The organism is Nonomuraea sp. NPDC049750 (assembly GCF_040659625.1).
Taxonomy (GTDB): Bacteria; Actinomycetota; Actinomycetes; order Streptosporangiales; family Streptosporangiaceae; genus Nonomuraea.
Genome location: NZ_JBFANB010000008.1, coordinates 234,730 through 260,163 on the forward strand (window position 1 = coordinate 234,730; position 25,434 = coordinate 260,163).

Sequence of the window (25,434 nt, forward strand, 5' to 3'; positions counted from 1 at the left end):
TCATGCGCGGACCACCTCCGGGCCCGCGGCGGACAGGTCGGCGGCCAGCGCCAGGTCGAGACCCGCGTCGGTGATCACCACGTCGATCTCGCTCAGCTCGGCGAAGCTCGCGAGGTAGGTGTTGGTGAACTTGGTGTGATCGGCCAGCAGCACACTGCGCTCCGCGGCCGACACCATCGCCCGTTTGATCGCCGCCTCCGCCGGATCCGGCGTGGTCAGGCCCTTGGCGACCGAGCAGCCGTTCGTCGCCATGAACGCCACGTCCACGTGCAACTGGGACAGCGGCCGCAGCGCCCAGTCATCCACCGTGGCCAGCGTCCGGCCGCGCAGCCGGCCGCCGAGCACGATGACGCTGATGTTGGCGCGGGCGGCCAGCGCGGTGGCCAGCGGCGGTGAGTTGACCACGACCGTGAGCTCCCGGTCGGCGGGCAGGATCTGCACCAGGCGGCCGGTGGTGCTGCCGGCGTCGATGATGACCGAGCCGTCCTCCGGCAGCTCGGCCAGGGCGGCCTTGGCGATGCGCTCCTTCTCCGCGGTCATCACCTCGTCGCGGGTGGCGAGCGCGGGCTCGAACCCCATCCGCTCCACGGGAATCGCGCCGCCGTGCACCCTGCGCAGCACGCCCGCCCGCTCCAGCGCGGTCAGGTCGCGGCGGATCGTCTCGGTGGTCACGTCGAGCTCGCCGGCCAGCGACACCACGTCGACACGGCCCGCGGCGCGGGCCCTGCGAAGGATCTCCTGCTGCCGCTCCTCGGCGTACATGATGTTGATTCACCGCCGTTTCAGTGTGGTTTCATCTGTGTTTATACCCGAGTCTGTTGGTTGGTCAAGACTCTGGTAGGTATGTCGGATGCGAACCAAGCCCTGGGCCGCCGTCGCGGCAGCCTTACCTCTCGCCGTGGCATGCGTCGCCGGGCCGCCGGCGGCCGCGTCCACCGATGGCGTCAAGCCTCCGACGGTGCCGGCTGGTACGACGGCGTCGTGGCTGGCGTTCGACAGGAAGGCGGGCAAGTTCGTCGCCACCCGCAACGCGCACCGCAAGTTCCGCTCGGCCTCGGTCGTCAAGATCCTGATCGCGATCGACTACCTGGACAAGCGCAAGACCGTCCCCGCCGCCGACGCCCGGCTGCTCAAGGTCATGCTGCGCTCCAGCGACGACGGCGCGGCCACCACGTTCTGGAACCGCGGCGGCAAGGGCGCGATCGTCCAGCGGATGGCGCGCGAGCTCGGGCTGTCCGACACCACGCCGCCGCCCGCGTCCAAGCCCGGGTTCTGGGGTTACACGTCGTTGAGCGCGTACGACATCGTGCGGACCTACCGCTACCTGCTCGACACGGCGGCGCCCGGGGTGCGGGAGACGATCCTGGGGCACCTGCGCAACTCCACGCCGTGCGGCACCGACGGCTTCGACCAGTACTTCGGCATCCCGCGCGCGGTGCCCAAACCGTGGGCGGTCAAGCAGGGCTGGTCGGGGTTCGGCGACGTCGCGCCCACCAAGTGCGGCACCGGCGCCTCGATGAACCCGGTCCCGCTGCGGGCGCCGGGGGCCGACCTGTCGATCAGCGGGGTAGCGTCACGGGCCACCGGGTCCGGCGTGCCCGACTACGGCCGTCCGGTGCTGCACACCACCGGCCTGCTGGGCAAGGACGACCGGTTCATCATGGCGCTGCTCACGGCCCACCCCGTGGGCGGCACCTGGAGCTCCTCGGTCAAGCGGATCACCGGGCTGACCCAGGGTCTCTACCGGAGCGTGTCCTAAAGACCGGAGCGTGTCCTAAAGAAAGGTGAACATCCGGACGCCCGGCTCCAGCGGCCTGGGCGGGCCGGTGTAGCGGTGCACGCCGACGCCGTAGTGGCCGTCGCTGTCCAGGTGGATGCGCTCGAACTCGTCCTGCTCGAACCAGTCGCAGATGGTCGCCAGCAGGTCGGGTTCGTGGCGGCCCCTGGTCCAGATCACGGTCGCGCCGGGCGCGCAGAGGCGGGGGAGTGTGGCGACCGTACGCCGGATGTCGGCGTCACTGATGTTGCCGAAGATCCCGCAGGCGAGGACCAGGTCGGCGGGCACGGCCCCCGCGTAGGCGTCGGTCAGCGCGGCGTCGCCGCACACCACCTCGACGCCGTCGGGCGCGTCACGCTCGGCGATCCGGGCGTTGTGCTCGTCGAGCTCCACCAGCCTGGCGCGTACGCGGTCCCTGCGGGGGTGGGCGGCGAGCACGGGCAGCAGGTCGCGGCCCTGTCCGGCGCACAGGCTCACCACCCGTTCGGCGCCGGCGTCAAGGGCGAGCCGGACGTGTTCGCGTACCACGGCCAGCCGCCGGCTCAGGGAGGAGCCGGGCGTGTCGTAGTGGTCGTGCCAGGAAATCCAGTCGCGCTCACTCATGATCACGATCATGCTTGGGTGATGGGTGATGAATCAACGGCTTTGCGGCGGGTGCTCAGGAAAGCGGGCGGTCCCGAGATCCTCGACGTGCTGGCCGAGCGGCTGTCCGGCGCCGACCTCACCACGCTGCTGCTCGAAGTCATGCGGGTGCGGGCGCAAGGCCTGACCCCGGCCGATGTGCTCCGCCGCTACACGACCGACCGGTTCGTGGGGCCGGCCACGGTGCCGTTCGAGCGCGTCCGCCGGGCCGAGGACGCGGTGCTGTCGGTCGTACCGGACGCTTTCGAGCTGCTCACTCTGGCGCCGGTCGCGCCACTCGGGGCGCACTCGGCGCCGGCCACCGTGGACCAGAACAAGGTCATCACCACGATCAGGAACACCGAGGTCGCGGCCGACCCGACGAACGCCCTGGCGCTGGAGGCGGCCGTCCGGCGGCGCCGCTCCACCGGTCCGGTGCGGCTGGCCGCGTTCCAGCGCGTGGTGCGGGCGCAGCACTTCGCGGGCGCGGGGATGTGCGCGCACTTCGGCCTGTTCGCGCTGGTGTCGGGCGACCGGGACACGGGGAACCTGGCGTTCGAACGCCATCATTTGGCCGAGCACCTGGACGTGCTGACGGACGCCGTCCGGGCGTGCGGCGTCCCCGAGCCGGAGGTTCGCGTCACCGTCCTCGACCCTCGCTTCGAACGGGTGGCGGACGGAATCGGCGCGACGGACGACCCGGACCGCCACTCCGGCCGGGGCTACTACACGGGACTGTGCTTCAAGATCTACGCGGACGGTGTGGAGCTGGGCGACGGGGGTTTCGTCGACTGGACGGCCCGCCTGCTCGGCAACCGCAAGGAACGCCTGCTGATCAGCGCGTTGGGTGTTGACCGGCTGAGCTGATGTAGGCGGCGTAGACCTTCTTCGGGACCGTCAGCCGCCACGCCTCGACGACCAGCTCCCGCATCTCGTCGGCGTCGATGGCGGCCATGCGCGCGACGACCCAGTTGAACCGCATGTCGGACTCGCCGGGCAGCAGGAACTTGTCCGGCTCGGCCGCCACCAGGGCGGCGCGCTCCTCCTTGGGGAAGCCGAAGCCCATGAGGGTCTCGTCGCGGGAGAAGGCGACGTAGACGATCGAGCCGACGCGGAACTTGATCCGATCTCTGATGAGATGCTCCGACGAGCGCGGGAGCGTGATCGCCAGCCGCCGCACGTCCTCCACTGTGATCACATCGCCACCGTAGCCCAATTCCATGGTCACCTCACGGCGCGGGACTCCTCGTACGCCGCCAGCACCTGCTTGCGGCGCTTGGCCGGGAGGCGGTCGATGTAGAGGTAGCCGTCGAGGTGGTCCGTCTCGTGCTGCAGGCAGCGCGAGAGCATGCCGGTGCCCTCGACGGTGACCGGCGCGCCCTCGGCGTCGAAGCCGTGCACGGTGGCGTGGTCGGGGCGGGGGAGCGGGGCGTACTGGCCCAGGACCGACAGGCAGCCCTCCTCGCCCGCGTCGAGGTGCCGCTCGCCGAGTCCGGGCAGTTCAAGCGACGGGTTGACCACGACGCCCTTGTGCCGGTCGCCGTTCTCGTCGGGGCAGTCGTAGACGAACACCCGCAACGCCACGCCGATCTGGTTGGCGGCCAGGCCCACGCCCTCCGCCGCGTACATGCTCGCGAACATGTCCTCCACCAGCGCCGCCAGCGCTCCGTCGAACCGGGTGACCGGTTCGCAGGGCGTATGCAGCACCGGGTCTCCCACCTGAACGATCGGCCGGACCTCTCCCACGACCAGTGCCCTTTCCACATGCGGATGTGTCGCCACAAAGTCTACGAGCGACCAGGAGATGATCAGCACTCGACAGTGCTCAAATAATGAGACATATATTCTTGAATTGTGAGATAGGGGCTATGGTCGTCCTACCGAGGCGAGACGAAGGAGTTTCGATGGACGCCGTCTACACCCATGGCCACCACGAGTCCGTGCTGCGCTCCCACCGCTGGCGCACCGCCGAGAACTCGGCCGCGTACCTGTTGCCCCATCTCAAGCCCCAGATGAAGCTGCTGGACGTGGGTGCCGGGCCCGGCACCATCACGGCCGACCTGGCCGGCCGGGTGGCGCACGTGACGGCGTCCGAGGTGAGCGCGGAGACGCTGGAGCTGACCAGGGCCGGAGTGGGAGCTGTAGGCAACGTCGAGTTCGCCGTCGCCGACGTGCACGCGCTCGACTATCCCGACGCCACGTTCTGCGTCGTCCACGCCCACCAGGTGCTGCAGCACGTCGGCGATCCCGTACGGGCGCTGCGGGAGATGCGGCGCGTGACGAAGCCGGGCGGTCTGGTGGCGGCGCGTGACAGTGACTACGCCGCGTTCGCCTGGTACCCGCTGCTGCCGGAGCTCGACGAGTGGCTGGCGCTCTATCAGCGGCTGGCGCGGAGCAACGGCGGCGAGCCGGACGCCGGGCGGCGCCTGCTGTCGTGGGCCAGGGCCGCGGGCTTCGACGACGTCACCGCCACCTCGTCCACCTGGTGCTTCGCCACACCGGAGGACCGGGCCTGGTGGGGCGGGATGTGGGCCGACCGGATCAAGCAGTCCGCCATGGCCGAGCAGGCACTCGCCTCGGGCGCCGCCACGAAGGAGGACCTACGGCGCATCTCCGAGGGCTGGCTGAAGTGGGCCGCGGCCGACGACGGCTGGCTCTCGATCACCCACGGCGAAATCCTCTGCCGCATCGCCCGCTAGCCCGTTCGCCGCACGACGGACCGCCTGCCTCTTCTCCTCCGAGGGGGTGTCCGTCCTTTGGGACCTGTGCCACGACGGACCGCTCGCTTCTTCTCCCCCGAAGGGGGTATCCCTTCCAAGGGACACCAGCCACAACGGACCGTCACAGGGAGCGGACCAAACCCGGGGGCCGTTGCTAAAGGACAGAGGTGCGGGCCCACTGCGGGTCGCGGTAGAGGACCACGTCGGCGCCGTCCAGCAGCTCGTCAGGAGCCGACAGCATGGTGATCTCGCCCGCCGCCTGCAGCCGCAGCAGCAGGTCGCGGACGCGTGGCCCCACCGGCAGGCGGCCGGGCGGGAGTCCGAGGCCCGATCGGACCGCGTCCGCGACCTCCGACAGGTGGAACGGCCCGCCGAACTCCGCCACCACACCCCGCACCAGGCTCATGGTGATCACCTGTTCGGCCTCGGCGTGGGCCAGTTCCCAGACGATCTGCTCCCTGCGGCGGCCCGTGGCCGCGCAGGCCGTGCAGGGGCGCATCAGGCCACGCGAGAGGCCGGGCAGGATGCCGGGCGCCAGGCCGGGCAGCACCGGCTGCTCCGCTGAGCCGAGGCAGACGGTGCACTGGTTGGTCTCGGAGGCGTGCAGCTCGGCGGACATGAGGTCGGGCAGGTCCGCCTCGCAATCGCAGGAGTACGCGCCGAGAACGCCGGTCCGCGGGCTGATCGTGTGGTTCATCATCTCGGGAGACTCTACCCGCGGGCGTCCATCAGGCCGTGCCGGCGCAGCGCCTTGCGGGCCGCCGCCACCACCCGCTCGTCCGGATGGTGGTCGATAAACACCTGTAGCACCCGTTCGGTCCAGGGATGGTCGCCGAGGGCCAGGAGGGCGATCGTGCCCGCCTGCTCGTCCTTCTCCATGCCCTGGGAGACCGACTTGATGACCTCGGCCGCCTCCCCGCCGAACTCCAGCAGCGCCGCCGCCATGTCCACGAACGCCCACGCGATCTCCTCGGGCGTCGGCGGCCGTTCCTCGCGGCCCAGCCGGGCGGCCACGACGGCGCCCAGCCTCGGCGCGCCGAGCAGCCCGTCGAGCGCCTCCGTGCCCGCCTCGCCCAGCCCTGTGGCGAGCAGTTCCACGCCGACGGCCCGGCTCAGCGGGCTGACCTCGCTGAGCGCGGCCGCGATCTCGGCCGCCGCCTCGCCCTGATCCCGGTCGGCCAGCCAGCCGGCGAGCTCCTCGTCGCGCTCCGGCTCCGGGTAGGAGCGCAGGCCGTACAGCAGCGCGCCGGCGTCCCGCCCGGCCAGCGAGCCCATGACCGGGATCTCCTGCCCGGTCGCCTCGCCGATCACCAGCCCGGCCGCCCAGATGCCGAGCGGGGTCAGGGTGCGCGGCGGCGCCTGGCGTACCAGGCCCAGGTCCGTCAGGACGGCGGGCACCTCGTCGCTCAGCGGGCCGCGGCCCAGATAGAGGCGTACCACCTCCATGAACAGCGTCTCGTCGGTGCTCAGCGTGCGGCGGCAGACGTCCGCCCACACCTGGAGCACCTTGTCGTCGGAGCCGTCACGCAGCGCCTCCGCCGCGTCCGGCGCGAACGCCGGATGAGCGGAAGCGTCGGCGTCGCCGGTCGCCAGAGGAGTCTCGCGTACGGCCGCCACCAGCTCGTCGTCGGCCGGCAGCCGGACGGGAGGCTGGAGCGGAAGCGTGTCGTCGTCGTAGGAGCCCACGTCCTTATCCTGTCGGAACTCGCCTTACATTTGCGATAAAGTCCCCGCTGACCGCGAAAAGTCCGGAAGAAGGGAGGCGTCGAGATGGTCCGTGGTATCCGGACGCTCTCCGCGTCCGCTGGTGTAACTTTCCGGAGGAATCGTGCTTTCTGCCACAACGCTTTTCCGCTCCACGGTCGAGGCTGACCTCGACCGACTGCTTGACTGCGTCGTCGACGAGCCCATCAGCTGGGCCGACTCTGACCGGCTGCTCTCCTTCCTCGAAACCGGCCACTACCGCCACGACCGCATGTGGGTCGCGGAACAGGACGGCCGCATCCTCGCCCGCGCCGTCTGGTGGGGCTTGCCCGACGGCGACCGCCCGCTCGCGCTCGACTGCCTCTGGGTCCACCCGTCGGTGCCCGACCGCGTGGAACTGGCCGCCGAGCTGCTGCGACACGCCCATAAGGGGTACGGCGACGCGCCCGCCTACCACGTGTTCGTCACGAACGGCTGGCGGGACGACCCGGAGGTCACGGCCGCCATCGACTGGCGGTGGCGGGCCGGGGCGCTGGCCGGGCTGACCGACGAGCTCGAACGGCTCAGGTATGAGTGGACGCGCGGCACGCCGGTGCCGGAGGCGTCGGAGCGGCTGGTGTTCCGGGCGGAGGCCGACGACGAGGCGTTCGTCGAGGCGTTCAGCCGCGTGGCCGTCGGCACGCTCGACCACCACACCCGGCAGGCCCTGGCCGCGACCGCCCCCGAGGCGCAGGCCCGCGAGGATGTCGAGGGCTACCGGAGCATGCCGGGCGACAGGGGCTGGTGGCGCCTGGCGTACACGCCGGACGGCGACCTCGCCGGTGTGGCGCTGCCGTCGGCCAACGCGGGCGGGCCCGTGGTCGGCTACCTCGGCGTGGTGCCCGAGCACCGCGGCCACGGCTACGCCGACGACCTGCTCGGCGAGATCACCCGGCTGCACGCCGAGCGGGGCGCCGAGCGGATCGTCGCCGACACCGACGCCGTGAACGTCCCGATGGCCAGGGCCTTCGAGCGGTCCGGCTACCACAACTTCGCCGTCAGACTCGTCCTGTCGGCGCCGTCTGACCCTCTGAGCGCGTGATCCGGCGGCACCGCCCGGTCCGGTGAACAGGGCGTCGAACTCACGCGGTGGCGAGGCGCGCCCGGACCACGAGGTCGTGCATGGCCTCCCGGACCGTGGCGGCCTCCGGCAGCGGTGAGGAGTCCCTGGCCGCCTCCAACCCGGCGGTCAGGCGCGCCACGTCGTCCCCCGCCGTGCCCACCCCCGGCGCACGGCCGTGCTCGGCCTCCCGCTTGGCGGCCACCAGGTCGGGCAGGTACGCCGGTACGTACGCGAACAGGTGGGTCAGGTCGGCGTCCAGCTCACCGGTGCGCATCAGGTGGATGCCGGTGGCCAGCACGCGGAAGGTGTAGAGCAGCGGCTTGAGCTCCCCGTTCTTCTCGAACAGCCGCCACTGCGTACGCGCGAACCCCAGATAGTGGTGGGCGTGGTGCCGCGTCAGGCAGCCGGGCGCCAGGTCCTTCAGCTCCTCATGCAGTGGCGAGGAGGACACGACCAAGGGGGAGAGGAGCTGTTCCAGGACGTAGCCGTTGCGGTTCAGCAGCAGCCCGCAGAACTTGGCCAGCTCGTGCGTGACCAGGTCCACCTCGACGCCGTCGCGCGTCCAGGTCCGGTCGAGGGTCGCCGGTCCGGTACGCAGGCCGACGACCTCCCGCAGCGGCAGCAGGTGTACGCCCCGCAGGTCCACGTCCGAGTCGGCCGAGGGGAAGCCGTAGAGGTGCGCGCCGCTTATCGTGGCGAACACCAGCGGGTACGGCTGCTCTTCGGGGATCTCCGGCAGCCAGGCAGGCAGGTTCACACGCGCTCCCGGGACAGGTGGGCCCTCCGCACGGCCACGAGGTACGTCTCGACGGACGCCCGGTCCGGCGCCGCCGGCAGGACGCCGGCCGCGTCGGCCAGGTCGCCGGTCAGCTCGGCCCGCCAGGCGGCGATCTCCGCCCACGCCACCTCGCCCCGCTTGATCGCCAGCAGCCGGTCGCGGTGGTCGCCGACCTGGATCAGGGGCTCGCCGTGGCGTACCAGGTGGCGGCCGCTCAGCAGCAGCCTGATCAGGTGCATCGCCTGCTTCCACTTCGGCGCGGCCGGGTCGAGGCGGCGGAACTGGGCGTCGGCGTACCGGGTGAACGACTCGTGCGCCCGCCGCGACAGGAACGCCCCGCGCAGGTCGCGCAGCCGCCCGCCCTCCGGCGTGAGCACCTCCGTGAGGGGAGACCACAGGCACTCCAGGACCGTGGGGTTCGCGTCGAGGGCGAGCCCGCAGAAGCGCTCGACCTCCCACGAGAACTGCTCGGGCAGCGGCCCGTCGCGGTGCGTCACCGGCTTGTCCAGCCGCCAGAACGCCTCCGTCGGCACCACGAACACACCGCGCCGGTCGGTGTCGGACTCGGCGGTGTCCAGACCGTAGGCCCGCGACCCCACCACGACCGAGAGAATCAGGTCTTCGCTCACGTGGCCACTTTCACGGGGTCGGGGGACAGACCGCTCAGCATGTCGGCTGCTCCAAGCTGGTGTACCTCGCCGAGGCCGTCCGGGTGCAGCGCGTACGCCGCGCAGCCGCTGGGAAGGGGCAGGTCGCCCTGGACGAGCACGGCGAGCTCGACCCCGTCGAACGACACGGGCTGTCCGACGGCCGGGGCGTCGGCGCGGGCCATCAGCCGGTCGGCGAACGCGGCCACGTCCTCGCCCGGCCGCCGCTCGTAGCGGACCACCTCGCCCTGGCGCTTTCGTACCAGGACCTCGGCGGCGCGCGCGGCGGCGTGCCAGCAGCCCACCTCCCACAGCGTCACCCGGTGCGTGAACGCCTGCTCCAGCGCCGCGCCCAGCAGGCTCAGCTCGTCAGCACTCCCGTCCACGCTGTGCCCGTAACCGGCGGCGCCCAGGTTGAAGTCCGCCCACCGCATCGTCCGCGTCCACAGGTCGGCCACCAGCGGAACCAGGATCTTGGCCTGCCCCGTCAGATCGAAGCGCTGCCGGACCGCCAGCGGGTCGAACAGTCCCTCCGGCTGCTCCATGAACCCGGCGAACCCGCGTACCAGCTCCTCGAACGGCACGTCGTTGTAGCTGAAGACGACCGGCACGAGGTAGCGGCCGCGCAGGGCCCGCACGTTCACGTCGATGAACTCCGACGCGCCCAGCGGCTCGGGCGCCGACGTCAGGTCGCCCGAGTGGGTGACGGCCTTGCCCAGCCGCAGGTTCGTGTAGTCGCACAGCCCGACGAAGGCCCAGCGCTCGTCGAAGACGGCCACGGACAGGTCGAGGTCCACCCGGGTGTCCTTCGGCTCGGCCCAATGGAGGAAGAACCGGAGCCGCTCGCCGCCGGGGATGGGCTGGACGCTGCCGCGCGGCAGCTGTACCAGCGTCTTGACCGCCGTCCGCTCGGACGTGGGCGCGATCAGGTCGGCCAGGCCCTCGTCCAGCAGCACCCGCCGCAGCGGGGGGAGCGCGGCGGCGCGGCGCAGCAGCTCGGCGGCCAGCGTCCGCTCGGCCTCCAGCACGACCTCGTCCGGCAGCGGCGGCCGGTCGTCGCGCCGGGTGTGGAAGCGCGCGGTGCCGCCGCGCGGCAGGAACAGCCGCAGCCCGCCGGGCGGCGTCCTCAGCTGCCCCAGGGCGGCGAGGAGCACGCCGGGCGCGACCCGCGCCGCCACACCCGCCAGCCCGGCAGACGTCGCCACGCGCGACAGCCCGGTAGACGTCGCCACGCCCGCCAGTCCGGCAGACGCCGGTCCGGACGCGGGTGTGTCCGCCTCTGCCCGGCCGATGGTCTCCAGCAGGCCGGGGGAGAGGCGGAGCAGCTGCGACAGCCGCCGCATCAGCTCGCCGGGCCGGTGGACCAGCAGGTCGGCCGCGTCGGAGTGGCGGCCGTCGGCCAGGGCCGTCTCCACACGACTCGCGAACGACGTGGCCACCAGCCGCCCGTCGCGCACCCGCAGCACCTCCGGCCGCCGCGCGGCCAGCTCCAGCAGGGTCCGCCCGAACGCCGTCTCCGGATCGAGGCGGGTGCCGCGCACGGCGGCGAAGGCCAGCGCGGCGTTCGGGTAGCGGGCGTGGTGCTCGTGGGGGTGCAGCACCTCGGCCATGCGCTTCCACTGCCCGCCGTACCGGAACAGGTCCTCGATCGCGTACGGCATGGCGTCCAGGCACGACAGCAGGGTCCGGCGGACGGCGCGCGGCAGCGACACGCGGCGCCCCGGGCGGATCCGCAGCCCTGGGTCGGCGTCCATCAGCACGTACAGCAGGCGCAGCACGTCCGTGGCCGTCTCCAGATGGTTGCGCAGCAGCTCGGGGGCGCCCCGGCGCAGGGCGACGGCGAGCACGACGGCGCGCGTCTCCTTGACCGGGACGCTCTCCGGCAGCCAGTCGCCCGACTCGGGCCAGAACGCCTCCAGCAGCGCCTCCAGGTCGGCCCGGTCGTGCGGCGGCATGGGGGTGCGGCGGGTCATCAGGTCCACGGCCACCTCGCGGCAGGCCGCCGTGGGGTCGCCCGCGAGACGCAGCAGGCCGGTGGCGGTGACGGCGGCGCGGTCGACGCTCGTGCGCTCCTCCGACGGGAGCAGGAACGGATCGTCCGGGTCGACGCGCCGGTGGCAGATGGGGCAGGCGCTGAAGTCGGCCCCGTCCCAGCACGTACGGCACACCAGGTGCGCGCAGGGCGACACGGCGTGGACGGTGCCGACGTTCCCGCACAGGACGCACGGCCGCTCCGGCTGCTGCAGCAGCAGCGAGAACACCCGCCGCACGTAGAAGTCGCCGGTGTCCCGGGGCACGCTGTCCGGAAATTTCCGGAAAAGGGGTACGTGCGAGACCGCCGCGCCCAGCTCACCCCGCAGCCCGTGCAGCAGCCGCCGCCCGACGCGCGTCAGCTCCTTCGACGACAGTGCCACCAGCGCCCGATACAGCTCCGCCGACACCAGGAAGCCGAGCTGCAGCAGCTCGAACTCCAGCGCAGCCACCCCGGACCGCACCTCGGCCCGCGTCATGTTCAGGGACTTGGGCAGCTTGCCGACGGCCTCGGGCATGCGCGGATCGGCGGCCAGCAGCGCGGGCGCGACCACCCGCGTACGGCGCAGCAGGATCTCGGCGGGACCGTTCATGGAGACACCTCCGATGCCCTAGAGACCGCGGAGCGACCTTCGCATTGAGAGAGGTCGCGTGGGAGCCCCGCGCGACCTCTGGAGAGGTGGAGAGCGGGCGCGCTGGACTCATTTGAAAGATGAAGAAGGAAGCACACCCAAAGAGCCACCCCGGTGATCCACGGTACCGGCACAAATCGCCAAATGTCCGCCGAATTTCCAGTCCGGCAAGGCCCGGCATGCGCGAGAGCCGCTCCGATGGATAGGGTCTCCGAATTCGACCAGGACAGAGACGTCCAGGACAGAGACCCAGGACAGATAGAAGGGGCCGACCGGTGACCATGCGGAGCTGGCTGCTACACGGGCTGCAGCCGACGTCCGGGATGCACGACGAACATCCCGGCAAGCGTCACTCCTGGTGGCAGGTCATGTGCCTCACAGGTGTCGACTACTTCTCCACCCTCGGCTACCAGCCGGGCATCGCCGCGCTGGCCGCGGGCGCGCTGTCGCCGATCGCCACGCTGATGCTGGTGGCGCTGACGCTGTTCGGCGCGCTGCCGACCTACCGCGTGGTGGCGGCCGAGAGCCCCAACGGCATGGGCTCCATCGCCATGCTCGAACGCCTGCTGCCGAGCTGGTGGGGCAAGCTGCTGGTGCTGGTGCTGCTCGGGTTCGTGGCGACGGCCTTCATCTTCACGATCACACTGTCGGCCTCCGACGCGACCGCCCACATCCTGCAGAACCCGTTCTTCCCCGACGCGCTCGCCGGTCAGCAGGTGCCCATCACGCTGCTGCTCATCGCCGCGCTCGGCGCGATCTTCCTGCGCGGGTTCAGCGAGGCCATCGGGCTGGCCATCGCGCTCGTGGCCGTCTATCTGGCCCTGAACCTGGTCGTCGTCGGCACCGCCGTCGCCCAGGTGCTGTCCCGCCCGGAGCTGGTGGGCGACTGGCAGGACGCGCTCACCGCGGGGCACTCCAGCCCGCTCGCGATGATCGCGCTGTCCGCCTTCGCGCTGCCCAAGCTGGCGCTCGGCCTGTCCGGGTTCGAGACGGGCGTCGCCGTGATGCCGCAGATCGAGGGCGACCTGGAGCAGCGCGTCAAGGGCGCCAAGCGGCTGCTCACCACGGCGGCGTTGATCATGAGCGTGTTCCTGGTGTTCAGCGGGTTCGCCACGGCCGTGCTCATCCCGCACAAGGAGTTCGAGGAGGGCGGCCACGCGGCCGGGCGCGCCCTGGCGTACCTGGCGCACGAATACCTGGGCGACTGGTTCGGCACCCTCTACGACATCAGCACCATCGCCATCCTGTGGTTCGCGGGCGCCTCGGCGCTGACGGGCCTGCTCAACATCGTGCCGCGCTACCTGCCCCGCTACGGCATGGCGCCCGACTGGGCGCGGGCCGTACGCCCGCTGGTGCTGGTGTTCACCGCGATCTCGTTCGTCATCACGATCCTGTTCGGCGCGAACGTCGAGTCGCAGGGCGGCGCTTACGCCACCGGCGTGCTCGCGCTGATCCTGTCGGCCGCGGTCGCCGTCACCATCTCGGTCGCGCGCGCCGGGCGGCGGGGCGCGGCGGCGGCGTTCGGCCTCATCTCGCTGATCCTCACCTACACCTTCGCCGCCAACGTGATCGAACGCCCCGACGGCCTGTCGATCGCGGTGTTCTTCGTCGTGGCGATCATCGTCACCTCGATCATCTCCCGCGCCACGCGCTCCACCGAGCTGCGGGTGACGGGGGTGGCGCTCGACAAGGAGGCCAAGCGGCTCATCGACGAGCTGCCGCCGGGCGAGCTGCGCATCATCGCCAACGAACCCGACGCCCGCGACGAGGCCGAATACGCCGAGAAGGACACCGAGACGCGCCAGTACCATCACCTGCCCGACGACGAGCCGATGCTGTTCCTGGAGGTCACGCTCGGCGACACGTCGGAGTTCGAGTCCGAGGTGCTCGTGCGCGGCGAGGTGCGGCACGGCTACGGGGTGCTGACCGCGACGAGCGCGGCGGTGCCCAACACGATCGCCGCGATCCTGCTGCACCTGCGCGACTCCTCCAGCCGCCGTCCCCACGTGTACTTCCACTGGGCGGAGGGCAATCCGGTGCTGGCGCTGGTGAGATATCTGCTGTTCGGCGGGGGTGACGTGCCGCCGCTCACGCGTGAGGTCCTGCGCCAGGCCGAGGAGGAGCCCGGCCGCCGCCCTCAGGTGCACGTCGGCTGATCCTTTTACCAACCAGACGATCTGTTACGGAACGGCCGCTCCGATCGCCACTCGCCGCACGGAGTGGTTGGCCTCCGGGAATACGGACGATCTGTTACGGCACAGCCGCACCCACCGCCACCCGCCGCACGGGGCGGGTGGCCTCCAGGAAGACGGCCGCTGAACCCGCACGGGGCCGGGCGCCGTTACGCGCGTCTTGTTGGCCATGGCTTCCGTTTGCGCTTGCCATCGGGGGGAGGCGCTGATCTGATCGGATTATGAGTGCTTATGATGCGGTCTACCAGCGGAGCATCGTGGAGCCAGAGGCGTTCTGGGGAGAGGCCGCCCGGGACATCGAGTGGGATGTGGCTCCCACGATCGTGTTCGACAAGGGGCGCTGGTTCGTCGACGGGCGCCTGAACACCTGCCACAACGCCGTCGACCGGCATGTGGCCGGCGGACGGGGCGAGCAGGCCGCGTTGATCTACGACAGCCCCGTGACCGGGGTCGTGCGGAGCTTCAGCTACGCCGAGTTGCTCGACGCGGTGTCCCGGACCGCCGGGATGCTGCGTGATCTCGGCGTGGTCGCCGGGGACACCGTGGTGATCTACATGCCGATGGTGCCCGAGGCGGTGATCGGGATGCTGGCCTGCGCCCGGCTCGGCGCTGTGCACTCGGTGGTGTTCGGCGGCTTCGCCGCCAATGAGCTGGCCGTGCGCATCGACCACGCCAAGCCCAAGGTCGTGCTCTCCGCTTCCTGCGGGATCGAGCCGGCCCGGATCGTGCCGTACAAGCCGCTGCTCGACACCGCCCTTGAGCAGGCCGAGCACCGGCCGGCGCGCTGCGTGATCCTCCAGCGGCCCGAGTCGCCCGCCGACCTCGCCGAAGGGCGGGATCTGGACTGGGCGGAGACCGTACGCGACGCGGCGCCTGCCGGATGCGTGAGCGTGGCGGCCACCGATCCGCTCTACATCCTCTACACCTCCGGCACCACCGGCGTGCCCAAGGGCGTGGTCCGCGACAACGGCGGGCACGCCGTGGCGCTGCGCTGGAGCATGTCCAACGTCTATGGCGCCGCGCCGGGCGAGGTCTACTGGGCGGCCTCCGACGTGGGGTGGGTCGTCGGCCATTCCTACATCGTCTACGCGCCGCTGCTGGCCGGGTGCACGACCGTGCTGTACGAGGGCAAGCCGGTCGGGACGCCTGATCCGGGCGCGTTCTGGCGGGTCGTGGCCACGCACGGGGTACGGACGCTGTTCACCGCGCCGACCGCGCTCCGCGCCATCAAAAAAGACGACCCATCCGGAAATTTCGCGCAAAAGTGGGATTTGTCGGGTCTGCGGTATCTGTTCATGGCCGGGGAGCGGCTCGACCCCGACACCTACCACTGGGCGTCCGACCTCCTCGGGATCCCGGTCATCGACCACTGGTGGCAGACCGAGACCGGCTGGCCGATCGCGGCCAACTGCGTCGGCCTCGAACCGCTGCCGATCAAGCCGGGCTCGCCGACCAAGGCCGTGCCGGGCTGGGACGTACGCGTCCTGGACCCGGAGGGGAAGGAGTGCCCGCCCGGAGTGGAGGGCGCGGTCGCGATCAGGCTGCCCCTGCCGCCCGGCGCGCTGCCGACGCTCTACCGCGACGACGCCCGCTTCGCGGAGTCGTACCTGTCCCGCTACCCCGGCCACTACCTGACCGGCGACGGCGGTTTCCTCGACGACGACGGCTACCTGTACGTCATGGGGCGCATCGACGACGTCATCAACATCGCCGGCCACCGGCTGTCCACGGGCGCGATGGAGGAGGTCATCGCGGCCCACCCCGACGTGGCCGAGTGCGCGGTGATCGGCGTGAACGACGCGCTGAAGGGTCAGCTCCCGCTCGGCTTCGTGGTGCTCAAGGCCGGCGCCGACCGCGACCCGGCCGAGGTCGAGCGCGAGCTGGTGGCCCTGGTCCGCGAGCGCATCGGCCCGGTCGCCGCCTTCCGCCGCGCCGTCGTCGTGGCCCGCCTGCCCAAGACCCGGTCCGGGAAGATCCTGCGCGCCACCATGCGCGACATCGCGGCCGGCCGTGACTACCGCGCCCCCTCGACGATCGAGGACCCGGCGGCCCTGTCGGAGATCGCCGACGCACTCTAACCCAATCCGGCCAAACCCTCATCCGCCGAAACTCTCCCTCAAGGCGATGGAACGCGCCATCATGGGAATTCCTCTGCTCTTCAGAGACCTGATGACGGAGACCGTGATGACGGAGACCTTGAGCTACGCCGACGCTCTGAAGATCCTCGGCTGCAAGGACAGCAGGCTCGTCAAGGTGATCGACTTCGCCGCGACGGCCGCACTGACCGGATGGGCGCTCGCCGGTGGCGCCGACCTGGCGCTGGGCCTGCGCGATCTGCAGGAGGACGCCGTCCGTTACGGCAACGACGTGGTGCGGCGGGTGCCCGAGTGGCGCGGCGGCGCCGGCCGGTTCGCCCGTACCCAACGGCTGGCCGCCGTGCACGCCGTGGTGATCGTCTCGGCGTACTTCGAGGCGCTCGGCCGGGCCAGCCTGCCGTTCGGGCTGGACCGGCTCGACCGGGACCGCGCGGCCGGCGGCACCCGCGCGGCGGCGTTCGCCGAGCTGGTGGAGAAGCTGCTCACGCGGCCGCTGCCCATGCCGGAGCCCTACCGCCCCTACGCGGAGACCCGTGAGGACGTCGAACACCACTACCGGCGGATGTCGGAGGCCGTGGCCGGGTATGTGCGCGAGGTGGCGGCCTGGGACGAGCTCTCGGCCGACGAGCGCGTCCGCGTCCCCCTCGCGCTCGTGGAGGGACCGTCGGCGCACGCTCTGCGGATCTATGACGAGGACTACCGCTCGCTCACGCTCGACAGCCCCGAGTTCCGGATGTGGAGCCTGGTCACCGAGACGCAGGCGTTCGCCCCCGGGCTGTCGCGCGTGGCGCGGCTGCTGGCGGAGCTGGCGCCGCCGCGCGTGGGCGACCGGCCGATGATCCACCTGGTCAGGATGGCCGCCGCCGCGCTCGACCAGTCGCTCATGGCCGTCGGCAGGGCGCCGGACGACGTCACGCTGCCGCTGCTCGGCGAGGGGTACATCAGTCCCCGGTGCAAGGTCGCGGAGATGACGCGCGAGTCCGCGCCGGCGGCGAAGAGCTGGTGGAAGGGCCGGTTGGAGCTGCCCGACGCGGAGGCCTTCCTGGTGGGACACCTCACCTCGCCGCACGCCACCCAGGCGCCCCTGGTGGTGCTGGGCGAGCCGGGGTCGGGCAAGACCAAGCTGACCGAGGTGCTGGCCGCCCGGCTGGCCGCCTCGGAGTTCCTGCCGATCAAGGTGGAGCTGCGCGACGTCGCCGCCGAGTCGTCCGTGATCTCGCAGATCGAGCAGAGCGTTTCCCCCTTACTCCACGAGAAGGTGAAATATCGGCACTTGGTGGAGGCGGCGGAGGGGATGCTGCCCGTCGTCATGCTCGACGGGTTCGACGAGCTGCTCCAGGCCGCCGGCACCAACCGCTACGACTACCTGGAGCAGGTCCAGGAGTTCCAGGACGAGCAGTCACGGCACGGCTGTCCCGTCGCGGTGATCGTTACCAGCCGGACCGTCGTGGCCGACCGGGTCCGCTTCCCCGAGGGCGTGCTCACGATCGAGCTCCAGCCGTTCGAGAAGGAGCAGGTCCGCCAGTGGCTGGAGATCTGGGCGGAGACCAACCGCGCGGTCCTGTCCAGGCGCGGTAGGATGCCGCTGCCGGCCGACGTCGCGCTGGCCCAGGGCGAGCTGGCCAGGCAGCCGCTGCTCCTGCTGCTGCTGGCCATCCACGACGCCGCCGAGAACGCGTTGCAGCGCGACGAGGCGGTCCTCGGCCGCGGCCGCCTCTACGAGTCACTGATCAGGGACTTCGCCTACCGCGAGCTCCTCAAGGACCCCGAGGTGCGGGCGCTGCCAGCCGCCCGGCATGGTGGGTTGGTGGACCGGGAGCTGGTGCGGCTCGGGACCGTGGCGCTGTCGATGTTCGTCCGCGGCCGGGCGGTCGTCTCGGAGACCGCCCTCGACCGGGACCTGCCCGCCCTGTGCGCGGCGCCGGGGGAGGAGTGGGACGGCGAGGGCGGCTGGGCGCGGCGAGCCACCGAGCGGTTCTTCTTCGTGCACATGAACGACCCAGGCGGCACGCGGGGTTATGAGTTCCTGCACGCCACGTTCGGCGAGTTCCTGGTGGCCTGGCTGGCCGTGTACGCGCTGCGCGACCTGATCAGGCGGCACGGCCACGACGAGGAGCTGGCGGGCCAGCTGGTCGACGACGATCTGCTCTACGCGATCACGTCGTTCTCCTGCCTGGCCGAGCGGGGGCCGACGGTCGGCTTCGCCATGGAGCTCATGGGCGCGCTGCCGGCCGAGGTCCGGGCCAGAAGCGTGACGCTGCTCAGCGCGCTGCTGCGTGAGTCGCTGCACGAGCGCCCGCGCCGCTCCTTCCTCGCCTTCCGCCCGGTACGCCATCCCGTGCCGCGCCGCCTGGCTGCCTATTCGGCCAACCTCACCCTCCTGGTGGTGGCCGCGTCGGACAAACCGGTCAGCGTCGCGGAGCTGCTCGGCGACTCGGGGGACTTCGCCCGGTGGAGCTCGTACGCGCATCTTTGGAAGAGCCAGCTCGGCGGGGAGGGCTGGACCGGCCTCATCGGCGCCATGCCGGCCCGTCGCGTCATGGACGGCGGCAAACGCGACATCCGGCTCGGCGGGAGCGGCGAGTCGTGGGAGTTCGAGGGCGCGGGCTGGTGGTTCGGCCGCCCGCGGCCCGCGACGCGCACCAGGGCGCTGGGCCGCTACAAGTCCTACGCCCTGCTGGAACGGCCCTACCTGCTCAACGTCGACGCCGACCTGCTGACCGACTCGCTGCGCGCCGACGACGAGACGCACCCGAGCCTGATCGTCGTGCAGCGGGGGTCCGGCCAGGTGGTGAGCTGCACCCGCCTGGTCGAGGAGGTGCTGATGAACCGGCCGTCGAGCGTCGAGGCCCGCGTCGCGCTGTACGCCGACGCGATCGAGGCGGTCACCGCGTTCCACACGCTCGAGAACCGGCGGCTGCTCGACCTGGTGTTGCGGGCGCTCGCCCTGGAGGGATCGGCCATGCCCTTCCAGGACCGGGCCGGCCTGCTCAGCGGGCTGGCCGGCGATGGCGTCGACCCGGCGCTGTGGCGGCCGCTGCTGGAGTCGATGTTCTTCGAGCGGTCCGACAGCTGGGAGCTCCTCCTGCGGGCGGGCGTCCCGGAAGCGGTCATGCGCGAGGTGCGCTCGCCCTAAGGCGGTCTAAGTCGGCCTCAGGCGGCTGATCGGTCCAGGGGCAGTTCGACCGTGATCGTCAAGCCGCCCTCCTCGCGCGGCCGGGCGACGACCGTGCCGCCGTGGGCCTCGGTGATGACGCGCACGATCGACAGGCCGAGGCCGCTGCCCCGGTCGGAGCGCAGCCGGTCGCCGTGCAGCCGCCGGAACGGCTCGAAGATCGTCTCGATCTCGTACGACGGCACGTGCAGGCCGGTGTTGGCCACGACCAGCTCCACCTGCTCGACGCGCCGCCGAGTCGTCACCCACACCTCGCCCTTGGGCTGGTTGTGCCGGATCGCGTTCTCCACCAGGTTCTGGACCAGCCGCTCCACCAGCACCGCCTCGCCGGTCGTCGGCGCCGCGTCCAGCAGCCGGTGGATCGTCACCTCCCGCTCGGCCGCCTCCTCCGCCGCCTGGTCCAGCACATGCTCGGCCACGTCCGTCAGGTCGAACGGGCGCCGGTCCAGCACCGCCTGCTCGCCCTCGGTCAGCGCCAGCAGTCCGTCGATGAGCCGCTCGTGCCGGGCGTTGACCAGCAGCAGCGACTCGCCGAGCCGTTTGACATCGTCGGTGGCGTCGGGCCGCCGCACCGCCACGTCGACCAGCGTCCGGTTGATCGTCAACGGGGTGCGCAGCTCGTGGGAGGCGTTGGCGACGAAGCGCCGCTGGCCGTCGAAGGAGCGGGCGAGGCGGCCGAGCATGGTGTCGAAGATGCCGGTCAGCTCCTTCACCTCGTCGTTCGGCCCGTCGTACCCGATCCGCTCGGCCAGGTCGTGGCTCTGGGCCACGCGGCGCGCGGTCTCGGTGACCGAGGTGATCGGCCGCAGCACCCACCCGGCCGCCCGCCAGCCCAGACCGAACGCGCCGCCCGTGACGGCCAGCACCGCCAGCGCGCCGATGTTGCGCACGCTGGTCAACGTGTCGCGCTGGTAGGTCGCCACGACCTGGAGGGTCCGGGCTCGCGCCACCTCGTAGTAGTCGTCGTATCTATAGAAGCCCCTGCCGTTGGGCAGGGTGATGGACTTGGGGGTGATGAGATCGGCGCGGTAGGAGAGGTTCGACCGTACGAGGAAGTAGACGGCCGTCAGCAGCAGGCCGCCGCCGATGAGGAACACCACCGCGCAGGCCAGGGCGAAACGCAGACGGACGCTCATGGAATGCGATACCCCGATCCCGGCACGGTCTCGATGACCTGCGGCTCGCCCAGCTTCTTGCGTAACTTCATCATCGTGGTCCGCACCGTGTTCGTGAACGGGTCGATGTGCTCGTCCCACACCTTCTCCAGCAGCTCCTCCGCCGAGACCACCGCGCCCTGCGCCCGCAGCAGCTCGGCCAGCACCCCGAACTCTTTGCGCGCCAGCGGCACATAGCGCCCCTCGCGGAACACCTGCCGGTGCGCCCAGTCCAGCCGCACCCCGGCGCGGGCCAGCATCGGCGGGTCGGCCCGCCTGGCCCGGCGGCCGAGCGCGTGCACCCGCGCCACCAGCTCCTCGAACGCGAACGGCTTGGGCAGGTAGTCGTCGGCCCCCAGCGACAGCCCCGCCACCCTCGCCCGTACGTCCCCGGCGGCGGTCAGCATCAGGATCCTGACCGGCCACCCCCGCTCGACCACCGCCTGACACACCTCGTCGCCGTGCACCAGCGGCAGGTCCCGGTCCAGGATCAGCACGTCATAGTCGTGCACGCCGAGCCGCTCCAGCGCCCCGTCACCGTCGTAGGCCACATCGACGGCCAGCGCCTCCCCCCGGAGCCCCTCGGCGATCGAATCGGCGAGCATGCGCTCGTCCTCCGCGACCAGAACACGCAATGTCGCCCCCATGAAGATCGAAAGTCCCGACAGTCTGCTCCAGCCTGCATAACGCGGACATAACCACTTTTGGTGACGCTCAGGTTAGCGCCGACTCGGTGGACTGCCCTCCCTACGGCCGGGACTCGCCCGGCCTCTCATGGGGGAGAGATGTCATGGTTGCCGCTCTTGTGGCGCCCGCGCGGCCCCGCCTGGCCGATCCGGTCTTGAGGAAGACGGGTCACCGACTGTTCGGGGTGGTCCTGGTGCTGGCCGCGGCGCTGCGCGTGCTGGTCATGCTCGGGTACGACACCGCGCAGGTCTACTGGTACGACTCGTTCACCTACCTGAACACGGCCGTGCACATGAAGCCGCAGGGCGCCTTCCATCCGGCGGGCTACTCGTGGTTCCTGTGGCTGCTGCGCCCCTTCCACAGTGTCGAGCTGGTCGTCGGCGTACAGCACGCGATGGGCCTGGGCATCGGCGTGCTCATCTACGTACTGCTGCGCCGCTGGTCGCTGCCCGGCTGGGGGGCCGCGCTGGCCGCGGTGCCGGTGCTGTTCGACCCGGCGTTCCTGCGGCTGGAGCACGCCGTGCTCTCGGACCTGCAGGTGATCTTCCTCGTCATGTCCGCGCTCACGGTGCTGATGTGGCGTCAGGAGGTGTCGTGGCGGGCCGCCGCGCTGGCGGGGGCGCTGCTCGCGCTGGCCGGACTGACCCGGACCGCCGCGGTGCCGCTGCTCGCCCTGGCCGCGCTCTACCTGCTGCTGCGCCGCACCCCGTGGCGGAAGGTCGTCGTCCTGGTGGTCGCCGGGGCGCTGCCGCTGCTCGCCTACGCGGGCTGGTACGCCCAGTATCACGGCCGGTTCGCGCTGAGCGGCTCCGACGGCGTCGCCCTCTGGGCCCGCACGATGACGTTCGCCGACTGCTCGATCATCAAGCCGCCCGCGGCGGAGGCCAGGCTCTGCCCGAACGGCACCGTCGTCGACGCCGCCTCCGAGTACGTCTGGGCGCCCGGCGCCGCGCTCAACCGGCTGCCCGGCGACCGGTTCGCCTACAACGACCTGGCCAGGTCTTTCGCCCTGAAGGCCATCGCGGCGCAGCCGCTCGACTATCTGCGCGAGATCGTCAAGGACACCTCGCTGGCCTTCACCTGGGAGCCGGTGGCTCATCCCAAGCGGGTGGGCGCCATGTCGAACTTCCCGCACGGCTCGTGGGGGCTGCCGGAGGAGCACGCCCTCATCGGGCAGGTGCGCAAGGAGTATGACCCGGCCATCCGTGGCATGAGCTCGGTCGAGCCGTTCGGGTCCATCCTCGCCGCCTACCCCTATCCGTGGTTCCTGCACGGCACGCTGTTCGGCGTGATCCTCCTGGCGGGGGCGGCCGGGGCGATCGGCCGCCGCCGTCCGGCCCTGCTGCCGTGGGCGTTCGCGATGTTCCTGCTCGTCGCGCCGGTGGCGGCACTGGACTTCGACCACCGCTACGTGCTGCCCGCCATTCCGATCGCCTGCGTGGCCGCCGGGCTGGCCGTACACGGGCTGCCGTGGCGGCGGCGGAATCGCGCGGTGGAGAGTGAGCGGATTACCGTACCGGTGTGATCCGGATTCTGATCGCGGAGGACATGCACATCCTTCGCGAGGCGCTGGTCGAGTTGCTGTCGCTCGAGGACGACATCACGGTGGTGGCGGGGGTCGCCTCGGGCCTGGAGATCGTCTCCGCCGCACTGGAGCACCGGCCCGACGTGGCCGTGATCGACATCGATCTGCCGGGGCTGGACGGCATCTCGGCGGCTGCCGAACTGCGCGGCCGGCTGCCCGGCTGCCGGGTGCTGATCTTGACCGCGCTGGCCAAGCCGGGCGTCCTGCGCCGGGCGCTCGGTGCGCAGGTCGCCGGATTCGTCCAGAAAGACATCCGTCCGGCCGAGCTGGCCGCGGCGATCAGGACCGTCGCCGCCGGGGGACGGGTGGTGGACCCGGCCCTGGCCCTGGTGGCGCTGGAGGCGCCGGAGAGCCCGCTCAGCCAGCGGGAGACGGAGGTGCTGCGCCTGTCGGCCAGCGGGGCCCAGCCCGCCGAGATCGCCGAGCGGCTCTTCCTGACCTACGGCACGATCCGCAACTACCTCACCTCAGCCGTCACCAAGCTGGGTGCTCGCAACCGGGTGGACGCCATCCGGATCGCCACCGAGTCCGGCTGGATCTGAGCCGACTCCCGCTGGGTCTGAGCTGAGTCCGGTTGGGTCTGAGTCGAACTCGGCGACCACCTCGAACCTGTCGCCGGGCAGGCGCACCGCCGTCAACCGCCCGCCGGTGCGCCGCGCCAGGCTGCCGAGCCCGGAGCCGTGATGCCCCGGCTCCGGCGGCGTCGATGGTTGGGTCCGCGTGACGGGCCGGACGCCGTCGTTGACGACACGCAACCGTACGAGTCCGTCGGCGCCGGAGACGGTCAGCTCACAGGTCCGGGCCCGGCTGTGCCGCAGGACGTTGGTGACGGTCTCGCGGAGCGCGGTGGCCACCGCCGTGTCGACCTCGGCCGGCAGCGGGCCCGTCGTGACCCGTGCCCTCGCCTCGATCCCGGCGGCCGTCAGCACCTCTCGCGCCGCGTCCAGCTCGGCCGCCAGCCGCAGCTCGACCCGGTCGCCGGCGATGGACCCCAGCTCCACCAGCGCCTGTTCGACCAGCGACACGAGCGAGGCGAGCTCGGTCCTGGCCCGTCCGGGGTCCGTGTCCAGCAGCCGCTCGGCCAGCTCGCCCTTCAGGGCGACCGCCGACAGGCTGAAACCGAGGACGTCGTGCAGGTCGCGCGCGACCCGGGTCCGTTCCCGCCGTACCGCGGCCTCGGCGAGCTCATGCCGGGCCCGGTCCAGCACGGTGATCAGCCCGGTGAGGCGCCCCAGGCTGTACGCCAGCCACGCGAGCATGACGTGACCTCCGAAGTTGGCCAGCGCGTTCAGGATGCCGATGCCGGCGGTGATGCTGTCGTACAGGAGCCAGGCCAGATGCCCGGCCAGGACGGCGCCGGCGATCGCCCACGATCGAGGCGGTCGTACGGTGAGCAGCACCTTGCCGGTGAAGAAGCTCAGCACGCGGTCCCAGGAGCCGGGGATGACCGCGAGGGGCAGCAGGAACAGCAGGCCCTGCACGACGAACGTGACCCGGGTCTGCGGCAGCACCTGCAGGACCACGATCCCGATGAGCCCGAGCAACGCCCAGGCGACCGTCGGCGGGGCGGCGTGCTCCCAGTAGTAGAGGTTGATCAGCACCAGCACGCACTGGATGAGCAGCACCGCGAGCAGGACGAACCGCGCCAGCCGGGGTGACTCGATCCGCGCCGCGGGCTCGGCGATCGGCTCGGCGCGATAGGCGCCGGCCGTCGCCCGCACCTCCGCCAAGGTACGCCGGGCGAGCGCCACGCCCTCACGAATGTCCTGCCGAGCGTCCACCGGCTCTTCCCCGGCCGCATCGCCCACACGGAACGTGGCCGCTTCCCCCATCGGGAACGCGGCCGCTTCCCCTATCCGGAACGCGGCCGCCTTCCGCATGCGGAACGCGATGGCCCCCAGTTTCCCGCCCAGGACGTTCCGCAACTCGTCGTCCAGTCTCAGGCGCTCCCTGACCAGGGCCGGCCGGGCCAGCTCTCCTTGGGTGTCGTGCAGCCGCCGTGCCGTCCCGACGAGCGCGGCGAGGCTGAACACGATGAGGGCGTCGTCCGCCGTGACGATCACGAACCAGATCGAGTCGTAGACCCCGTACCCGAGCAGCGCGGCCGTCGTGCCGGTGGCGGCCAGGACGAGGGCGAACAGCGGCCAGGCCGGCCGCGCCGGGAGCACGCAGAGCACTCCGGCGGCTACCGTCCACGGCATCCAGTCCCACGCCGAGCCGATCACGAGGAAGGGCAGCAGGTAGAGCAGCACCACTGCCGCCAGCAGCCCGTACCGGACGGCCGGGCGCCGGTGCCGCGCGAGGAGCGCGATCAGCGGCGGGTACGACGCCATCGTCAGCAGCAGCGCGAGCGGGGCGGCGTCGCGCGACACCCCGCTGATCGTGCGGATGTAGACCAGGATGCCGAACGAGGCCCACAGCATGCCCTGGGCGACCCGCAGCGGGAGGTCGTCAGCGGTCCGTGCCAACCCGAGCTCCCGATGAACTATGCAAAATGCATGACCGCCTGATTACAGGGACACTATCGGCGCTT

Annotated in this window: 21 protein-coding genes; 9 read left to right on the forward strand and 12 right to left on the reverse strand. The window is 71.5% G+C overall.

Annotation, left to right across the window (positions count from 1 at the left end):
- Positions 1 to 762 (reverse strand): DeoR/GlpR family DNA-binding transcription regulator, encoded by a 762-nt coding sequence (locus AB0J16_RS23130; RefSeq protein ID WP_358439762.1) that lies wholly within the window; start codon positions 760 to 762, stop codon positions 1 to 3.
- Between the two features lie 88 nt (positions 763 to 850).
- Here AB0J16_RS23130 and AB0J16_RS23135 point away from each other — a divergent pair, with 88 nt between their 5' ends.
- Entirely contained in the window at positions 851 to 1,759 is a 909-nt protein-coding gene (locus AB0J16_RS23135) for a hypothetical protein (protein ID WP_358542764.1), read from the forward strand.
- Positions 1,760 to 1,774: 15 nt separating this feature from the next.
- Here the strand turns inward: AB0J16_RS23135 and AB0J16_RS23140 are convergent, their stop codons facing one another.
- Entirely contained in the window at positions 1,775 to 2,380 is a 606-nt protein-coding gene (locus AB0J16_RS23140; protein ID WP_358542766.1) for a class I SAM-dependent methyltransferase, read from the reverse strand.
- A gap of 21 nt (positions 2,381 to 2,401) precedes the next feature.
- Between AB0J16_RS23140 and AB0J16_RS23145 the strand changes: the two genes are divergently transcribed.
- Positions 2,402 to 3,265 carry a hypothetical protein gene (locus AB0J16_RS23145; protein ID WP_358542769.1) on the forward strand — a complete coding sequence of 288 codons (864 nt, stop codon included), beginning with the start codon at positions 2,402 to 2,404 and terminating at the stop codon, positions 3,263 to 3,265.
- On the opposite strand, the gene AB0J16_RS23150 is transcribed toward AB0J16_RS23145, so the two are convergent.
- Together AB0J16_RS23150 and def are read right to left on the reverse strand one after the other, a co-directional pair.
- Positions 3,234 to 3,620, reverse strand: a complete 387-nt coding sequence (locus AB0J16_RS23150; RefSeq protein ID WP_358543058.1) for an MmcQ/YjbR family DNA-binding protein — start codon at positions 3,618 to 3,620, stop codon at positions 3,234 to 3,236. The genes AB0J16_RS23145 and AB0J16_RS23150 overlap by 32 nt on opposite strands.
- Positions 3,621 to 3,622: 2 nt before the next feature.
- Positions 3,623 to 4,162: a peptide deformylase gene (gene def / locus AB0J16_RS23155; RefSeq protein WP_358182591.1), complete on the reverse strand. Its 540-nt coding sequence runs from the start codon at positions 4,160 to 4,162 to the stop codon at positions 3,623 to 3,625.
- A gap of 140 nt (positions 4,163 to 4,302) precedes the next feature.
- Between def and AB0J16_RS23160 the strand changes: the two genes are divergently transcribed.
- A complete protein-coding gene (locus AB0J16_RS23160; protein ID WP_358542772.1) occupies positions 4,303 to 5,097 on the forward strand; it encodes a methyltransferase domain-containing protein in 795 nt (264 codons plus the stop codon).
- A gap of 175 nt (positions 5,098 to 5,272) precedes the next feature.
- On the opposite strand, the gene AB0J16_RS23165 is transcribed toward AB0J16_RS23160, so the two are convergent.
- Positions 5,273 to 5,818 (reverse strand): hypothetical protein, encoded by a 546-nt coding sequence (locus AB0J16_RS23165; protein WP_358542774.1) that lies wholly within the window; start codon positions 5,816 to 5,818, stop codon positions 5,273 to 5,275.
- Between the two features lie 11 nt (positions 5,819 to 5,829).
- Positions 5,830 to 6,804, reverse strand: a complete 975-nt coding sequence (locus AB0J16_RS23170; protein ID WP_358542777.1) for a hypothetical protein — start codon at positions 6,802 to 6,804, stop codon at positions 5,830 to 5,832.
- Positions 6,805 to 6,946: 142 nt separating this feature from the next.
- Between AB0J16_RS23170 and AB0J16_RS23175 the strand changes: the two genes are divergently transcribed.
- On the forward strand, positions 6,947 to 7,903 hold the full coding sequence (locus tag AB0J16_RS23175) for a GNAT family N-acetyltransferase (RefSeq protein WP_358542779.1): 957 nt from the start codon (positions 6,947 to 6,949) through the stop codon (positions 7,901 to 7,903).
- A gap of 40 nt (positions 7,904 to 7,943) precedes the next feature.
- On the opposite strand, the gene AB0J16_RS23180 is transcribed toward AB0J16_RS23175, so the two are convergent.
- Genes AB0J16_RS23180 through AB0J16_RS23190 form a run of 3 tightly spaced genes read right to left on the reverse strand, consistent with a single transcriptional unit; the run spans position 7,944 to position 11,973 of the window.
- Positions 7,944 to 8,681 (reverse strand): nucleotidyltransferase domain-containing protein, encoded by a 738-nt coding sequence (locus AB0J16_RS23180; protein ID WP_358542781.1) that lies wholly within the window; start codon positions 8,679 to 8,681, stop codon positions 7,944 to 7,946.
- On the reverse strand, positions 8,678 to 9,331 hold the full coding sequence (locus AB0J16_RS23185; protein WP_358542784.1) for a nucleotidyltransferase domain-containing protein: 654 nt from the start codon (positions 9,329 to 9,331) through the stop codon (positions 8,678 to 8,680). Before AB0J16_RS23185 ends, AB0J16_RS23180 begins: the two co-directional genes overlap by 4 nt.
- Positions 9,328 to 11,973, reverse strand: coding sequence for an MXAN_6230/SCO0854 family RING domain-containing protein (locus AB0J16_RS23190; RefSeq protein ID WP_358542786.1), 2,646 nt, complete (start codon positions 11,971 to 11,973; stop codon positions 9,328 to 9,330). The genes AB0J16_RS23185 and AB0J16_RS23190 overlap by 4 nt, the downstream gene beginning before the upstream one ends.
- 320 nt (positions 11,974 to 12,293) lie before the next feature.
- On the opposite strand from AB0J16_RS23190, the gene AB0J16_RS23195 reads away from it, so the two are divergent.
- From AB0J16_RS23195 to AB0J16_RS23205, 3 genes are all read left to right on the forward strand, one after another.
- Positions 12,294 to 14,168 (forward strand): amino acid transporter, encoded by a 1,875-nt coding sequence (locus tag AB0J16_RS23195; protein ID WP_358543061.1) that lies wholly within the window; start codon positions 12,294 to 12,296, stop codon positions 14,166 to 14,168.
- Positions 14,169 to 14,425: 257 nt separating this feature from the next.
- Complete coding sequence (locus AB0J16_RS23200; RefSeq protein ID WP_358542788.1) at positions 14,426 to 16,282, forward strand: propionyl-CoA synthetase; 1,857 nt, start codon at positions 14,426 to 14,428, stop codon at positions 16,280 to 16,282.
- A 106-nt stretch (positions 16,283 to 16,388) separates the two neighbouring features.
- A complete protein-coding gene (locus AB0J16_RS23205; protein WP_358542790.1) occupies positions 16,389 to 19,436 on the forward strand; it encodes an NACHT domain-containing protein in 3,048 nt (1,015 codons plus the stop codon).
- 17 nt (positions 19,437 to 19,453) lie between these two features.
- Here the strand turns inward: AB0J16_RS23205 and AB0J16_RS23210 are convergent, their stop codons facing one another.
- On the reverse strand, positions 19,454 to 20,611 hold the full coding sequence (locus AB0J16_RS23210; RefSeq protein WP_358542792.1) for a HAMP domain-containing sensor histidine kinase: 1,158 nt from the start codon (positions 20,609 to 20,611) through the stop codon (positions 19,454 to 19,456).
- Positions 20,608 to 21,264, reverse strand: coding sequence for a response regulator transcription factor (locus tag AB0J16_RS23215; protein ID WP_358542794.1), 657 nt, complete (start codon positions 21,262 to 21,264; stop codon positions 20,608 to 20,610). Before AB0J16_RS23215 ends, AB0J16_RS23210 begins: the two co-directional genes overlap by 4 nt.
- 155 nt (positions 21,265 to 21,419) lie before the next feature.
- Here AB0J16_RS23215 and AB0J16_RS23220 point away from each other — a divergent pair, with 155 nt between their 5' ends.
- Complete coding sequence (locus tag AB0J16_RS23220) at positions 21,420 to 22,841, forward strand: hypothetical protein (RefSeq protein ID WP_358542797.1); 1,422 nt, start codon at positions 21,420 to 21,422, stop codon at positions 22,839 to 22,841.
- Positions 22,838 to 23,443 carry a response regulator transcription factor gene (locus tag AB0J16_RS23225; RefSeq protein WP_358542799.1) on the forward strand — a complete coding sequence of 202 codons (606 nt, stop codon included), beginning with the start codon at positions 22,838 to 22,840 and terminating at the stop codon, positions 23,441 to 23,443. The genes AB0J16_RS23220 and AB0J16_RS23225 overlap by 4 nt, the downstream gene beginning before the upstream one ends.
- On the opposite strand, the gene AB0J16_RS23230 is transcribed toward AB0J16_RS23225, so the two are convergent.
- Complete coding sequence (locus AB0J16_RS23230) at positions 23,369 to 25,369, reverse strand: histidine kinase (RefSeq protein ID WP_358542802.1); 2,001 nt, start codon at positions 25,367 to 25,369, stop codon at positions 23,369 to 23,371. The two genes, AB0J16_RS23225 and AB0J16_RS23230, sit on opposite strands and share 75 nt — an antisense overlap.
- Between the last annotated feature and the right edge of the window lie 65 nt (positions 25,370 to 25,434).

What these genes read in the sequence shown, in the direction of transcription:
- AB0J16_RS23130 (WP_358439762.1), bottom strand. Translation starts at nt 762, where the DNA reads ATGTACGCCGAGGAGCGGCAGCAGGAGATCCTTCGCAGGGCCCGCGCC.
- AB0J16_RS23135 (WP_358542764.1), top strand. Translation starts at nt 851, where the DNA reads ATGCGAACCAAGCCCTGGGCCGCCGTCGCGGCAGCCTTACCTCTCGCC.
- AB0J16_RS23140 (WP_358542766.1), bottom strand. Translation starts at nt 2,380, where the DNA reads ATGAGTGAGCGCGACTGGATTTCCTGGCACGACCACTACGACACGCCC.
- AB0J16_RS23145 (WP_358542769.1), top strand. Translation starts at nt 2,402, where the DNA reads ATGGGTGATGAATCAACGGCTTTGCGGCGGGTGCTCAGGAAAGCGGGC.
- AB0J16_RS23150 (WP_358543058.1), bottom strand. Translation starts at nt 3,620, where the DNA reads ATGGAATTGGGCTACGGTGGCGATGTGATCACAGTGGAGGACGTGCGG.
- AB0J16_RS23160 (WP_358542772.1), top strand. Translation starts at nt 4,303, where the DNA reads ATGGACGCCGTCTACACCCATGGCCACCACGAGTCCGTGCTGCGCTCC.
- AB0J16_RS23165 (WP_358542774.1), bottom strand. Translation starts at nt 5,818, where the DNA reads ATGATGAACCACACGATCAGCCCGCGGACCGGCGTTCTCGGCGCGTAC.
- AB0J16_RS23190 (WP_358542786.1), bottom strand. Translation starts at nt 11,973, where the DNA reads ATGAACGGTCCCGCCGAGATCCTGCTGCGCCGTACGCGGGTGGTCGCG.
- AB0J16_RS23195 (WP_358543061.1), top strand. Translation starts at nt 12,294, where the DNA reads ATGCGGAGCTGGCTGCTACACGGGCTGCAGCCGACGTCCGGGATGCAC.
- AB0J16_RS23200 (WP_358542788.1), top strand. Translation starts at nt 14,426, where the DNA reads ATGAGTGCTTATGATGCGGTCTACCAGCGGAGCATCGTGGAGCCAGAG.
- AB0J16_RS23205 (WP_358542790.1), top strand. Translation starts at nt 16,389, where the DNA reads ATGACGGAGACCTTGAGCTACGCCGACGCTCTGAAGATCCTCGGCTGC.
- AB0J16_RS23210 (WP_358542792.1), bottom strand. Translation starts at nt 20,611, where the DNA reads ATGAGCGTCCGTCTGCGTTTCGCCCTGGCCTGCGCGGTGGTGTTCCTC.
- AB0J16_RS23220 (WP_358542797.1), top strand. Translation starts at nt 21,420, where the DNA reads ATGGTTGCCGCTCTTGTGGCGCCCGCGCGGCCCCGCCTGGCCGATCCG.